The organism is Brevibacillus sp. FSL L8-0520, assembly GCF_037963895.1.
GTDB classification, from domain to species: Bacteria; Bacillota; Bacilli; order Brevibacillales; family Brevibacillaceae; genus Brevibacillus; species Brevibacillus borstelensis.
In genome coordinates, this window is record NZ_CP150171.1 from 4,819,605 (window position 1) to 4,832,862 (window position 13,258).

Genomic DNA, 13,258 nt, shown 5'->3' on the forward strand with positions numbered 1-13,258 from the left:
GCAGAAGCGCATTAGATCCGAGGTGAAACCCGATGCCCGCTCATTTGCCGCACCTCGCGAGGCTTGTTGGTCATGATCGCATCGATGCCGAACGCCGTCAGCCTGGCCACATCCTCCGGCTCGTCGACGGTGTAGGCAAAAACGCGAAGGCCAGCCGCGTGTGCCTGCCGGGCGATTTCCGCTGTAATCAGACCATGCCAGAGATGCAGCGAATATACCGGGTACGGCAGCGACCGCACGTAGGCAACCGGGTCGTACAGCCTCGCTTCGTACAGCAGCCCCAGATACAAGGCAGGCTCCCGCCGATGCACCTCTTCCAGAACCTGATGGTCAAAGGAGGATACGATCAACGAGAGCTTGTTTTTCCACATGCATAATTGTTCGGCCACTGCTGTGCCGATTCCTTCGTACCATGCAGGACCGTTTTTTATCTCTACATTCACAGTGGCTCCCTCGGGCAGAAGCGCCAACACGTCTGCCAGCTCCGGAACCTTTTGTTCCGAGAACTCGGGACTGAACCAGGCTCCTGCCGACAGTGCGGAAAGCTCGGCCATTGTCTTTTCGCCAACGGGGCCAAAGCCGCTGGTGGTCCGCTCCAGAGTGTGATCGTGAATAACACAAAGACGCCCGTCTGTTGTCAGTTGGACGTCTAGTTCTACCCCGTCTGCTTGTTGCTCCATGGCCATGGAAAAGGCAGCACAGGTGTTTTCCGGGGCATCATGTGATGCCCCGCGATGACCGAGAATCAACGGCTTTCCCTTCATGGAAGCCTCCCCCGCTTCTTGCTGTCCGAAAAGAGTCATGCCTGTTCCGGACGGTTGATTTGCGAACGGAGATATGCATCGATAAACGAATCGATGTCCCCGTCCATGACAGCCTGCACGTTTCCAACCTCCACATTGGTGCGGTGATCCTTGACCAGGCTGTATGGGTGAAACACGTAGGAGCGAATCTGGCTGCCCCAGGCGATATCCTTTTGCTCCCCCTGAATCGCCTGCAGTGTTTTCTCCTGCTCTTCCCGCTTCTTTTCAAACAGACGGGCTGCCAGCATTTTCATCGCCCGCTCGCGGTTTTTGATCTGGGAGCGCTCCGTCTGGCAGGTCACGACAATGCCGGTCGGAAGGTGCGTGATCCGGACAGCGGAGTCGGTCGTGTTGATGTGCTGACCTCCCGCACCACTGGAACGGTAGGTGTCGATCTTCAAATCTTCCGTACGGATGTTCACCTCTGTGTCATCCTCGATCTCAGGCAGGACATTGCAGGAAACAAAGGAGGTGTGACGGCGCCCCGACGAATCGAACGGGGAGATTCGGACCAGACGATGGACGCCTTTTTCCGATTTGAGGTAGCCGTATGCATTATGCCCCTTGATCAAGAGCGTAACGCTTTTAACCCCCGCTTCATCCCCTGGCAGGTAATCCAGCGTCTCCACCTTGAAGCCCTTGGATTCCCCCCAGCGTGTGTACATGCGCAGCAGCATGGACGCCCAGTCCTGGGATTCCGTACCGCCTGCACCCGGATGAAGCTCGAGAATGGCGTTGTTTTTATCGTACTGGTCGCTGAGCAGCAGCTCCAGCTCGAAGCTTTCAAATTCCTTTTTCAGCGCCTGGGTGCTGTCGTACACATCCTGAATCATCGAATCGTCGCCTTCTTCGATGATCAGTTCCAGCATGACCTGCAAATCCTCGTATTGGGCATCCAGCTTGCCCATGGTCTCGACCAGACCCTTCAAGGCGTTCAGCTCGCTGATCGTCTTTTGGGCAGCGTCGTTGTCGTCCCAGAAGTCCGGAGCCAGCATGCGCTCCTCCAGCTCACCGATCCTCTCTTGCTTGACTGGGAGGTCAAAGAGACCCCCTAATATCCGCTAAACGTTTAGCCATGCTCGACATCTCTTGCTTGATGTCCGCAATATCAATTAATGCCATGTGCGAATCACCTACTCTTCATTATGCTATGTATCATTGTACCGTAATTCGGCGGATTCGCAACATGACCGGTGATCACGAATTGGGGCCCAAATAACGGAAGCCTTGGCTTCCCGGCAGATTTGGCGGTGCCGGAGCGGATCTTGTCTCTTGCGGCTCGTTCGGGCTTGCAGACGCTTTTTCCGGTCGAGCCATCCTGCCTAGCAAATGGAGGATCGACAACCCTGCACGCTTCTTCTTTTGCCTTGTTCTCACGCTGTTTGTGCTGCGGGAGAATAATCCGTTCCCCATCTGGCTGCCTCTTCCCGTGTCCGTGATGAATGCAGCTTGCAAAGGCAGCTCAATGCCCCAGTTGGGCTCGGGAAGCTCGGTTGTCAGCCTGTGATCGTCAAAGACCGGGCTTTGGACACCGACCAGCACCTGATTGTGAGCATCTGCTTCCCCGCCCCCCTCAGCCGAAGCAGCCTCTGCTGCTGTTGCAGCCGCATGCGCTTTGTCTGTAAACAGGTACCCCCCTTGAGCGTCCTGCATTCTCCGCTTTAGTATCTTCCACGTCTCGTCGATTCTCTCGAGGATGAATTGCGCCTGAACACCCATTACGTTTCCTGTCGTTCTCATGCTTCATTCCCCCGTTCAGCATCTAGTTTTTCAAGCTGATGTAAACCATTGTTTACTCCGTCAGCGCGTTGTAAATATTTGCTTCCCCAGCCCCGAAGTACTTGTCTTGTCCTCGCTTCCCGAAGTCCTCCGCTGTTTTCTTGATCAACGCTGCCACCTGGGACGGCTTCATATCCGGATGTTCCGATTTGATCACGGCTGCAATTCCGGCCACCTTGGGCGCTGCCATCGACGTGCCGTGCATAAATGCGTACCCCTTCAGATTAGAGGTAAAGTAAGGCGGCAAGTACGTCGGATAGGTGGAGAAGGCGCGATAGCGGAAGTCGCGTTTATCCAGATAGTCTCCTTTCGGGTCTTGACGGTACAGTCTGTCGTATTCCGGTCCATTGTCTCCGCCCGGTGCAGCTATATCGATCGGGTTGCCGTAGTTGGAGTAAAAGGCGATTTCGTCTTCGGACCATTCATTGGACGACGATACGGTGATCACCCCTGGGATTTGTGCCGGTACTACCCGGGATGGCCCTTTGATATCGAGGCCGTAGGTTTCCTTCCAATATTCCTGCATATCGTGCAGACTTCCCAGGTTTCTTGAGTCGTTGCCGGCAGCGACGACGACTGTGACACCTTTTTTCACCGCGTACTGGACAGCCCTGTGGTAAGCCACCATCGAGGCGGAGTCTCCTTTTTCACCGTAGTTGTGAGCCATCCACCTCCAGCCGCCGAGGCTCATATTGACAACGTCCACCCCATCATTGGCTGCCTCCACCAATGCGTCCGTAATCCAGGACTGCTGGGCGCCGCCTGTTGCCCCGAACACCCGGTAGGCTCGCACAGTCAGGTTGGGGCCCACCCCGAGCATCTTGCCATTGGCTGCGATGGAACCGGCAACATGCGTGCCATGTCCGTTTTGGTCCCATGCGTCCTTCGTCCCCGGCACAAATGTCTTGCTGCCCTCTTCATCCGCATTGTCCCGCAGGTCCGGATGGTCGAAGTCCAATCCGGTATCGATAATCCCGACAACCGTTCTTGAGTTTCCTTTGCTGATCTCATGGGATTTGAAGTTATTGGTGATTCGCTTGATATCCCATTGCAAATCGTAATAATTCTGATCGGGATCATCCCAGTCTGGCTGAGGTATATCCGTAATCGGCTGTCCGTCCGCCGCTTCCGGCTCCTCCTCGTCGAGGAAGATTTCCAGCTCCTCCTCCGCTGCCAGCACTTCCTTGTCTTCCCTGATCTTCTCTAAAAAGTCCGGATCATCAGAGGTGGCGGATACGATGCCGACTTCATCGATGACAGTCTCCACTGATCCTCCCGATTCTTCGATTCTCTCTTCCAAATCACTCGGGATGTTGTTTTTATAAGCGATGAGATAGGCCCTTTCCTTGCTTTTCCCCGAAGCCGGGGTCTGTACCACAGAGAGGGCGGAAGCTGCCAAGCCCAATACCAGTGTTGTGCTTAGTACCATTCTCACTGCTCTATTCATCGCTATCATCCTCCATCGAAAATTTGTTGTACTACCGATTGTAAAGATTTTCCCTATTTTTTCTATCAAAATCGTTCGATACAATCCTGCAGTGTCAGACAAACAGCGATCATTTTTCCAACGAAGAAAGCGGGAAAGGGACGAAGCCTGTCTGACGGTCAGGAAGAATAACGAAAAAAACCCACTCTCTCCGGCTTCGGAAAAGAGTGGGTTTCGTTGTTTTCTAGCAAAAATGACAGTGAATCTATCGTTTTTATTGATTCCGTTTCATCTGACGGCGGCGCTCCTGTTCCTCGGCGCGGCGCTGAGCGCGGTTTTTCGGATCGGCGTCACCGGAGGTCTCGCTGTCAGGACGCTCGGATGGACCGGACGTTTTCAGTTGAGACTGATCTGCAGCCTGACCGCGGATCACTTCCTGACGCTCCAGGTTTTGGCTGACCTCTGCTTTCATGATGTACATGGCCACTTCCTCTTCGACGGCAGCGACCATCGACTGGAACATTTCGTAGCCTTCGAATTGGTACTCGCGCAGCGGATCGTTTTGTCCGTAAGCGCGCAGGTGGATACCTTGTCGAAGCTGTTCCATCGCGTCGATGTGATCCATCCACTTGCTGTCGACAGCGCGGAGTACAACGACCTTTTCAAACTCGCGCATCATCTCGCCGATTTCCACTTCGCGCTGCTTGAACTGCTTCAGGACCTCTTCTTTCAGAAGCTCGACGATTTCCTCGGCTTCTTTGCCCTTCAGTTTGTCCGCAGTCATGATCTCATCGTGCAGGAAGCCGTTGTTGGCTGCTTCGGCCAAGCCTTCGAGGTTCCATTCTTCCGGTACCTCTTCCTTCGGACAGAAGTTTTCCACAGTGCGGTCGATGACGCTGTAGATCATCGGCAGGACAACTTCGCTCAAATCCGATTGCTCCAAAATATCGCGGCGCTGCTTGTAAATTACTGCGCGCTGCTGGTTCATGACATCGTCGTACTGGAGAACCACTTTACGGGCGTCAAAGTTGGAGCCCTCCACCCGTTTTTGCGCGGATTCGACAGCACGCGTAACGAGTCTGCTTTCGATCGGCATGTCCTCTTCCATTCCGAGGCGGTCCATCATGTTCATGATGTTGTCCGCTCCGAAGCGTCTCATCAGCTCATCCTGCATGGAGAGGAAGAACTGGGAAGAACCCGGGTCGCCCTGACGTCCTGCACGTCCGCGGAGCTGGTTGTCAATCCGGCGGCTCTCATGGCGCTCGGTACCGATAATGTGCAGACCGCCCAGCTCGGCTACGCCTTCGCCCAGCTGAATGTCCGTACCGCGGCCGGCCATGTTCGTCGCGATGGTGACAGCGCCGTACTGACCCGCACGAGCGATAATCTCCGCTTCGCGCGCATGCTGCTTCGCGTTCAACACGTTATGCGGTACGCCCTTTTGCTTGAGCAGCTGCGAGAGCATCTCGGAGTTTTCGATGGAAATCGTACCGACCAGGATCGGCTGGCCTTTTTTATGACGCTCGACGATATCGGCCACGACCGCACGGTACTTGGCCGCTTCGGTTTTGAAAACCAGGTCCGGCAAATCTTGACGGATAACGGGTTTGTTGGTCGGGATCACGACTACATCCAAGCCGTAAATCTTTTTAAACTCTTCTTCCTCTGTTTTGGCTGTACCGGTCATACCGGAGAGCTTTTGGTACATGCGGAAGTAGTTTTGCAAAGTAATCGTCGCCAGCGTCATGCTCTCGCTCTGAACACGGAGCCCTTCCTTGGCTTCAATCGCCTGGTGCAGACCTTCGCTGTAGCGGCGTCCTACCATCAGACGGCCGGTAAATTCATCGACGATGACAACCTCGCCATCCTGCACCACGTAGTCCACGTCGCGCTTAAAGAGCACTTGCGCTTTCAGGGCGGCTGTGATGTGATGGTTGAGCGTCATGTGCGCGGTATCGTACAGGTTTTCAATGTTGAATGCCTGCTCGACCTTGGCCACGCCTTCATCGGTCAATGAAACGATTTTTAATTTTTCGTCCACCGTATAGTCTGTTTCCGCCTCCAGACGCTTCACAAAATGCGAACAGATGTAGTAAAGTTCTGTAGTGCGGTTGGCAGCACCGGAAATGATCAACGGCGTACGCGCTTCGTCGATCAGAATGCTGTCCACCTCGTCAATAATCGCAAAGTAAAGCGGGCGCTGAACCATCTGTTCTTTGTACAGCACCATGTTGTCGCGCAAATAGTCAAAGCCAAACTCGTTGTTGGTACCGTACGTAATATCGCAGTTATAAGCTTCACGCTTTTCTTCCGCAGTCAGACCGTTTTTGTTCAGACCGACTGTAAGTCCGAGGAAATTGTAGAGCTGACCCATGATGGTAGAGTCGCGTTCAGCCAAGTATTCGTTGACGGTTACGACGTGTACGCCCTTGCCCTGCAGCGCATTCAGGTAGGTCGCCAGCGTCGCGACGAGGGTTTTCCCTTCCCCTGTCTTCATCTCGGCAATACGTCCTTCCTGGAGGACCATACCGCCGATCAGCTGCACGTCAAAGTGACGCATGCCCAGAACTCGCTTGGATGCTTCACGGACGACCGCAAACGCTTCGTTTAGAATGTCGTCCAGTGTCTCGCCCTTCGCGAGCCGATTTTTAAATTCCTCCGTCTTCGCCCGCAACTGCTCATCGGACAGTGCTTGTACAGTCGGTTCCAACGCGTTGATCTTTTCTACGCGCTTAAACATCTTTTTGACTTCACGCTCGTTGCTGTCGCCAAAAATCTTTTTTACGAGTCCCAGCATAAGGACACCCCTTCCTAGTGGCAAAACTGCTTCGATTATGCTTCCCTTGCGCAGCCACATCTGCAGTCCCCGTCAGGGGGCTTCCTAGTGGCAAAACTGCTTCGAATAACTTCCCTTGCGCAGCCACATCTGCAGTCCCCGTCAGGGGGCTTCCTAGTGGCAAAACTACCTCGATTATGCTTCCCTTGCGCAGCCACATCAGGGTCCTCGAACGGAGGCTTCCCAGTGGCAATCTGCTTTCTATTTCATGTACCCTCCCGCCGAAAAACCATTATAGGCCTTCAGGGGCGATTCCTACTTCCACTTCCATAAAAAGACACTTTTACATATGCGTCTTCCCTAAATTGATATTTTATCAAATGAGAATAGGAGTGCACAAGTAAAGGGAGTTGCCAGAATAAGCAACTCCCTGTTTGACGGGCTTTATTTCGGTTCAATCAATCCGTAGCGACCATCATTTCGGCGGTAAACGACGTTGACGTCGTTCGTGTCGCTGTTTTGGAAAACGAAGAAGCTGTGACCTAGCATATCCATTTGCATGACTGCTTCCTGGGCGTCCATCGGCTTTAAGTTAAAGCGTTTGGTCCGAACAATGTCGATGTCGACATCTTCCCCCTCCTCCAGGTCTTCTGTCAATACGGCGACCGCCTGGCGGCTATTCCCCGCTGCCTTGTTGGTCGATTCGGTACGGAGCTTGCGTATTAATTTGGTTTTATGCTTACGAATCTGTCTTTCCAGCTTTTCTACCACCAAATCAATGGAGGCGTACATATCTTCATGCGTTTCTTCGGCGCGAAGGATTACTCCGCTGAGAGGGATCGTCACCTCGATGGTCCCTTCTCCCTTTAGAACTCTCATCGTAACCTGTACATCTGCAGGGCTAGAGTTTTCAAAGTACTTTGCAAGACGGCCCACTTTCTTTTCTACATACTCTCGAAGTGCTGCGGTAACTTGAATGTTTTCTCCACGAATTTGAAATTTCATGGTTCAAACCTCCTTCCGTCTTTCCTAATACCTATTCCTTACATATGTAAAAAATCCTCCCCGCCAGCTTAAAAAAACCTTTACAAAATGTTTACATCTCTACAAGTTACGACAATTTTCTAGTAAAGCTTTCAAAAACAGCTATGATATACTACGATCATTAGGGAATAATTACCGCGCAAGACAACTGAATGGAGGAATCCTCATGGAAGAGGTAAACCCTTCGCATTCCATTACGGGAAAGACGCTGGCACAAGACGTATACAACGAGAAGGGGCTTTTGCTCCTGCCGGCTGGCGCGGTCTTGCACCAAAGCGATATCCGCTTGCTTTGTGCACACCAGGTCGAACGGGTATATGTAGCCAAGGATGGCGACTTACCAGACCCACCTTCTCCCCTGCTCCATTGGAATGAAGTGGAAGCAGCTCGTGAATACATGGAAGCTGTCAAACAAACAGAGGAGTTGTTCATCCGGATCGCGACCGGTTCCATTCCTCCTCTGCATCAATTCAATCATGTGTTTTATCCGTTGCTGGACGAAATTCTGCAGCGTTGCGGAGTTCAGCGTTTTATTTACGTAAAGGAAGGAACCGCCCAATACACCTACCGCCACTCCCTGCATGTGGGCATTTTGGCTGCATTAATCGGCAAGCTGATGGGACACACGCAGGAAAACATTGTGTTGCTGGGGCAGGCGGGCCTTTTGCATGACGTAGGCAAAATGCTGATACCGGAAGAAATCCTGCTCAAACCGGAGCGGCTGACCGACGAGGAATACGAAGTGATGAAGCAGCATGCCCGGCTCGGGGAGCATCTGCTTCGCCAAATGGAGGGAGCAGACGAGCTGATTGCTCTCTGTGCGCTTCTTCATCACGAACGGCTGGATGGCAGCGGCTATCCCGAAGGACGCACACAGGAGCACATTCCGATCGAATGCCAAATCGTCAGTGTCGCAGACGTATTTGACGCCATTTGCACGGACCGGGTGTATCGCAAGGGAACCTCCCCTTTCGAAGCTGCATCCGTGTTACAAGATTTGGCCTACTCAGGCAAGTTAAACGCCCAGGTTGTCACCCGTTTTATCCATTATGTCGTGATGCTGTATGTAGGGGCAGAAGCTTACCTCAATTCAGGTGATCGCGTGGAAGTCATCATGATTCATACAGATGAGCCGCTGCGGCCTCTCGTACGCCGCAGAGGGGAGTACCTCGATTTGCGTCAACACCGTTCCCTGCACATCCAGAGCATCATCGGCTGACAACAGGCCGTACATGAAAAAATCCCCCATACCATTTGGTACAGGGGGATTTGCTTTTATCGGTGGCTGGCGTTTGCAATCAGTAGCTACGCGATAACTACGTTCGCTGCTTGGGGACCGCGATCCCCTTCCACGATATCAAATTCTACGGTTTGTCCCTCTTCCAATGTACGGAAGCCTTCTTTTTGGATAGCCGAGTAATGTACGAAAACGTCTCCGCCGTCCTCACGCTCAATAAAGCCAAAACCTTTTTCTGCATTAAACCATTTTACTTTGCCTTGCATGCTGATGCACATTCCTTTCTTTTGTAAAAACTTGGGATTTCAAATCCCATGTGAATGACTATATCATCCGCCAAAACGAGAGTCAAATCATCCCTCATTTGGTTGAATATTTCTTCTCCAGTCCTCTGACGACGATTCTCGACAAGAACAGCGTAAGCACCAGATAGACGGCTGCTTCCGTCAAATACGGAGGGTAGCGCTCCAAGGTGCTTTTGGCTACGCTCATCGCCGCGTAGTTTAATTCCGGCGTGGCGATGACCGCAGTCAGGGACGAGTCTTTCAACAGCGAGATGAATTCATTTCCCAGTGCGGGAAGCATGCGGGTGAACGCCTGAGGAATGACGATCAGCCGCATAGCCATCCCTTTGGTCATCCCGAGAGATCGGGCCGCCTCCATCTGGCCGGGGTCAATGGACTGAATCCCCGCGCGAAAAATTTCAGCGATATACGCTGCTGCATTCAAGGACAATGCAATCATACCGGAATAAATGGCTTCCGGGCTGCTCTGGCCCGGGAAGAATACCTCCCAAATGGAGGGGATAACAGCAAAGTGAATCAACAAAATTTGCACCAGCATCGGAGTTCCCCGAAACAGCTCGACGTAAATCGCGCTGGGAATCCGCAGCCAGGCCTTGCTCGATTGCTTCCCCAAACTGATAAACAGCCCCAGAAGCGTTCCCACGACAGTAGCGATGGCCGTCAGCAGGATTGTATTGAGAATTCCGCGAATGAACAGTTCCCGATAATCGTAAACGACACTCCAGTCCAGAGTTGTATCCTCCCTCCAAGTTGTTTGGCTGTGGACGAAAAAAGCAGCAGGGTACGCCTGTTGACGTACCCGTCCGCGCTTCCCTCTTACTCTTTATTAAAATACTGGTTGTAGATTTCTTGCAGCTTACCGTTTTCCTTGATCTTCTTCAACCCGTCGTTGATCTTGTTCAGGATCTCGGTGTTGCCTTTTTTGACCATGATGCCGTAATACTCCTTTTCAAAAGAATCGTCTTTGATCAGTTTGAATTTCTTGTCCTTGATTTTTTTCACGTAATATTGAATGACGCCATTATCGCCGACTACGGCATCCACGCGCCCGTTAAAGAAATCATCCACAGCGGAAGGCATGTCGTCGTATTCCTTCAGCCCTTGATACGTGTCGCCAAATGCTTTCTTTACCACTTCTCCGCCCGTGGTTGCGCCCTGCACGCCGATTTTCTTGCCTTTCAAGTCATCGAGCTTGTTTACCGGTGAGTCCTCGGCAACGAGAATCAACTGGTTGGCTTCGAAATACGGTTCAGAAAAGTCGTACTTTTTCTTGCGCTCTTCGGTGATCGTAATCGACGAGATTCCGATGTCTACGGTCCCTCTGTCCAGACCGTCAAACAAAGGGTCCCAGCCGGTATTCTTCCATTCGACCTTGAAGCCGCCCGCTTCGGCAATCGCGTTTAACACATCGATGTCGTGGCCGGTGATCTTGTTGTCGGCCTCCAGCATTTGAAACGGCGGATACGCTGCGTCGGTACCAACCACGTACACCTTTTCCGCCGTACCTCCTCCTGCCGTGCCGCTGCCGGACGAAGCCTGATTCCCTCCCGTTCCACAGGCGGATACCAACAGCCCTACCCCGACAGTCAAGACAAGCGACGTCAACCATTTCTTCTTCATCTTCATCTTCATCTGTTCATGTCCCCCTTATCTGTGTCTACCTTGAAAACCTTTTCCCCAGCCTTTGTCCACATCGGCACACCTTTTATTTTGCGTCATCCACAGAGTTGTCCACATTATCCACAGGCCGTTGTGCACAAGCTGGGCATAACTCACCCTTATGCTCGTTCTCCCCAATAAATATGTTTTTTGGCAAGAAAATAGAACAAGGGTTCGTACAAAAAGAAAGAAGGATTCCTATCAGAAATACTTCTCTCTGATGCACGGGAATCCTTCCGAAGACTCATTTTATTTACAGAAAATTTTATTTATTGGCTCTTGTCTGCCAGAATGACAATTTCTACGCGTCGGTTGCGACTGCGATTCTCGGGAGATGTGTTATCTACAAGCGGTTTATACTCTCCCCAACCGGCAACGGTGAATCGATCTGCGGCCAGCCCATGCCCGTCCACCATTTCCCGCATGACCGCAATCGCCCGGGCAGAGGACAGCTCCCAGTTGGACCTAAAAGAGCTGTGCGTAATCGGCACGTCGTCCGTATATCCTTCGATCCGGACCTTGTAAGAAAAGCGCTCCAGGACCTGTGCGACATGATCGATCACCTGCTTTCCATCCTCCCGCAAATCCGCGGAGCCGCTGGAAAACAGAATCTTCTCCGGCAGGCGGACCCTCAAGCCTTCTTCCGTCTCTTCATAGTCGATGTTCTGCTCCTCCAGAGCCGCGGAAAGCGCTGTTCGCACTGTCTCCATATCCCGGTCACTCTTGTCCTCCATATCTACCGGAACGGCCGGCTTGGGCACCGTCTCCCCTGTCTCTCCACCTACTGCAGCCTCCAGCACTCCGCGTCTTGCTTCCAGCTCGTGGACCTGGCGCTGAAGCTCCAGCTTCTGAATGTTCAACAGGTCCAGGCTTTCGTGCACTTTTTGCAGACTTTCCTGCTGGCGGGCCTCCTCTTGCTTGATTTCCTGCATATCGGTCTTGAGCTTGGCCGAATGGGCGGCGGCAACGATGAGGATGATCACGAACAGCAGGGTAAACAAGTCACTATAGCTGATCAGCCAGCTTTTTTCCAGCTCTTTTTCGTCGTACAAGCGATCGTCATGCATGGAGATCCTGCCTTTCGATCGTCCCTTTCATGCTGCCAGGGGTTTTGATGAGAACAAGCTTTTTGTCTCCGGGCAAAAACGAGTTCAATTTTTCAAACAGGACACGCGGCGTCTCCATTCGCTGCAAACCGATGCAGCCTTCCAGATAGAGCCGCTTTTCAAACATTTCCTGATCATACAAGTCCATCAGCCGGTAGTAGCACGGCAGGGCAAACATGTTGGCCAAAAGGGCCCCGTACAGCGTCGCTACGACCGCCGAGCTGAGGCTGTATCCCGTCTGGGTCAAATCATTCAGCGTCTCTAGAACACCCGTCATTCCGAGGAGCGTTCCCACCAGACCCATGCCGGGGGCCAAAAGGCTGACCAGGCGGAAAAAGCCTGCCGCCTGCTGGTAGCGATGCTGTTCGCCCTTCAGCTCGTTTTCGAGAATCATGCGGAGCTCCTCCTCCGGTACTCCTTCGATGGCAAGCAGACTGCCCCGACGGACGAAGGAATCTTTTTCATTTTGCAGCTCTTTTTCCAGCTCAAGATACCCTTGTTCCTTTTGAACCAGTGCGTAGTAATAAAACCGCTTGATCGTCTCCTCCACGTTTCCCTCGCGCCCATGGATCAACAGACGAACGATTTTGCGCACCTCCAGATGCTTGCGCTTGATCGCATACGAGATAAGCACTGACAACCCAACCAGCTCGATAGCCGTCAGGTTCAACAGATCGGACAGGTTTCCTTTCAGGTAAACCGCATGTGTAAAAATAAGCACTACTGCTCCCACCAGCAGGAGCGAGCGTCGTTTCGTCGACAAACCTGTCACCTTCCCACTTGCTTTCTTCTCTTCCTTTATCGGAAATGTTCAGTTTGATTATAATACCAAAGCTTTTCCAATCCGATAAAAAAGTGAAGGGACCCAAATGAAAAAGGAGGGAAACCACAATGGATATGAGTTCTATGATGAGCGCGCAACTGAGCCAGTTGAGACACACTGTCAGCCTCAGCGTCATGAAAATGGCGCAGAACACGATGGCAGCAGGTGCGACAGCGATGATCCAGGACTTTTCTAATGCGCAGCAAAGCGTGCAGCAAGCCGCTCAAGCAGCGCCTCATCCGACAGCCGGAAAAACGATTGACATCAGCGTGTAGGAAAAGAGCAACGGACGCAGGGATC

13 protein-coding genes are annotated in these 13,258 nt (G+C 52.4%); 2 read left to right on the plus strand and 11 right to left on the minus strand.

The window, feature by feature from the left end:
• Nucleotides 1-11 precede the first annotated feature (11 nt).
• From NSQ24_RS23605 to raiA, 6 genes are all read right to left on the minus strand, one after another.
• Nucleotides 12-764: a glycerophosphodiester phosphodiesterase family protein gene (locus NSQ24_RS23605; protein WP_039070252.1), complete on the minus strand. Its 753-nt coding sequence runs from the start codon at nt 762-764 to the stop codon at nt 12-14.
• 35 nt (nt 765-799) lie between these two features.
• Nucleotides 800-1,925, minus strand: a protein-coding gene (gene prfB / locus NSQ24_RS23610) for a peptide chain release factor 2 (RefSeq protein WP_122958876.1) whose coding sequence is annotated in 2 segments (ribosomal slippage) — nt 800-1,843 and nt 1,845-1,925 — 1,125 coding nt in all. Because the reading frame shifts where the segments join, the coding sequence is not laid out codon by codon here.
• Between the two features lie 75 nt (nt 1,926-2,000).
• Nucleotides 2,001-2,543 carry a hypothetical protein gene (locus NSQ24_RS23615; RefSeq protein WP_024984020.1) on the minus strand — a complete coding sequence of 181 codons (543 nt, stop codon included), beginning with the start codon at nt 2,541-2,543 and terminating at the stop codon, nt 2,001-2,003.
• Nucleotides 2,544-2,595: 52 nt separating this feature from the next.
• The gene (locus tag NSQ24_RS23620; protein ID WP_339166731.1) at nt 2,596-4,029 is read right to left on the minus strand and encodes a S8 family serine peptidase; all 1,434 of its coding nucleotides are present in this window, start codon (nt 4,027-4,029) and stop codon (nt 2,596-2,598) included.
• A gap of 253 nt (nt 4,030-4,282) precedes the next feature.
• Complete coding sequence (gene secA2, locus NSQ24_RS23625) at nt 4,283-6,805, minus strand: accessory Sec system translocase SecA2 (RefSeq protein ID WP_003388295.1); 2,523 nt, start codon at nt 6,803-6,805, stop codon at nt 4,283-4,285.
• 423 nt (nt 6,806-7,228) lie between these two features.
• Nucleotides 7,229-7,789 (minus strand): ribosome-associated translation inhibitor RaiA, encoded by a 561-nt coding sequence (gene raiA / locus NSQ24_RS23630; protein WP_003388296.1) that lies wholly within the window; start codon nt 7,787-7,789, stop codon nt 7,229-7,231.
• A gap of 205 nt (nt 7,790-7,994) precedes the next feature.
• On the opposite strand from raiA, the gene NSQ24_RS23635 reads away from it, so the two are divergent.
• Nucleotides 7,995-9,047: an HD-GYP domain-containing protein gene (locus NSQ24_RS23635; protein WP_122958874.1), complete on the plus strand. Its 1,053-nt coding sequence runs from the start codon at nt 7,995-7,997 to the stop codon at nt 9,045-9,047.
• A gap of 86 nt (nt 9,048-9,133) precedes the next feature.
• Here the strand turns inward: NSQ24_RS23635 and NSQ24_RS23640 are convergent, their stop codons facing one another.
• The 5 genes from NSQ24_RS23640 to NSQ24_RS23660 form a co-directional block, all read right to left on the minus strand.
• On the minus strand, nt 9,134-9,331 hold the full coding sequence (locus NSQ24_RS23640; RefSeq protein WP_003388298.1) for a cold shock domain-containing protein: 198 nt from the start codon (nt 9,329-9,331) through the stop codon (nt 9,134-9,136).
• 94 nt (nt 9,332-9,425) lie between these two features.
• On the minus strand, nt 9,426-10,100 hold the full coding sequence (locus tag NSQ24_RS23645) for an amino acid ABC transporter permease (protein WP_024984022.1): 675 nt from the start codon (nt 10,098-10,100) through the stop codon (nt 9,426-9,428).
• An 86-nt stretch (nt 10,101-10,186) separates the two neighbouring features.
• Nucleotides 10,187-10,996: a basic amino acid ABC transporter substrate-binding protein gene (locus NSQ24_RS23650; RefSeq protein WP_003388300.1), complete on the minus strand. Its 810-nt coding sequence runs from the start codon at nt 10,994-10,996 to the stop codon at nt 10,187-10,189.
• A 302-nt stretch (nt 10,997-11,298) separates the two neighbouring features.
• Nucleotides 11,299-12,096, minus strand: coding sequence for a flagellar motor protein MotB (locus NSQ24_RS23655; RefSeq protein ID WP_024984023.1), 798 nt, complete (start codon nt 12,094-12,096; stop codon nt 11,299-11,301).
• Nucleotides 12,089-12,898 carry a MotA/TolQ/ExbB proton channel family protein gene (locus NSQ24_RS23660; RefSeq protein WP_003388302.1) on the minus strand — a complete coding sequence of 270 codons (810 nt, stop codon included), beginning with the start codon at nt 12,896-12,898 and terminating at the stop codon, nt 12,089-12,091. Before NSQ24_RS23660 ends, NSQ24_RS23655 begins: the two co-directional genes overlap by 8 nt.
• Nucleotides 12,899-13,026: 128 nt before the next feature.
• Between NSQ24_RS23660 and NSQ24_RS23665 the strand changes: the two genes are divergently transcribed.
• Nucleotides 13,027-13,233, plus strand: a complete 207-nt coding sequence (locus tag NSQ24_RS23665; RefSeq protein ID WP_003388303.1) for a hypothetical protein — start codon at nt 13,027-13,029, stop codon at nt 13,231-13,233.
• The last annotated feature ends 25 nt before the right edge of the window (nt 13,234-13,258 follow it).

What these genes read in the sequence shown, in the direction of transcription:
- NSQ24_RS23605 (WP_039070252.1), bottom strand. Translation starts at nt 764, where the DNA reads ATGAAGGGAAAGCCGTTGATTCTCGGTCATCGCGGGGCATCACATGAT.
- NSQ24_RS23615 (WP_024984020.1), bottom strand. Translation starts at nt 2,543, where the DNA reads ATGAGAACGACAGGAAACGTAATGGGTGTTCAGGCGCAATTCATCCTC.
- NSQ24_RS23620 (WP_339166731.1), bottom strand. Translation starts at nt 4,029, where the DNA reads ATGAATAGAGCAGTGAGAATGGTACTAAGCACAACACTGGTATTGGGC.
- secA2 (WP_003388295.1), bottom strand. Translation starts at nt 6,805, where the DNA reads ATGCTGGGACTCGTAAAAAAGATTTTTGGCGACAGCAACGAGCGTGAA.
- raiA (WP_003388296.1), bottom strand. Translation starts at nt 7,789, where the DNA reads ATGAAATTTCAAATTCGTGGAGAAAACATTCAAGTTACCGCAGCACTT.
- NSQ24_RS23635 (WP_122958874.1), top strand. Translation starts at nt 7,995, where the DNA reads ATGGAAGAGGTAAACCCTTCGCATTCCATTACGGGAAAGACGCTGGCA.
- NSQ24_RS23640 (WP_003388298.1), bottom strand. Translation starts at nt 9,331, where the DNA reads ATGCAAGGCAAAGTAAAATGGTTTAATGCAGAAAAAGGTTTTGGCTTT.
- NSQ24_RS23650 (WP_003388300.1), bottom strand. Translation starts at nt 10,996, where the DNA reads ATGAAGATGAAGAAGAAATGGTTGACGTCGCTTGTCTTGACTGTCGGG.
- NSQ24_RS23655 (WP_024984023.1), bottom strand. Translation starts at nt 12,096, where the DNA reads ATGCATGACGATCGCTTGTACGACGAAAAAGAGCTGGAAAAAAGCTGG.
- NSQ24_RS23665 (WP_003388303.1), top strand. Translation starts at nt 13,027, where the DNA reads ATGGATATGAGTTCTATGATGAGCGCGCAACTGAGCCAGTTGAGACAC.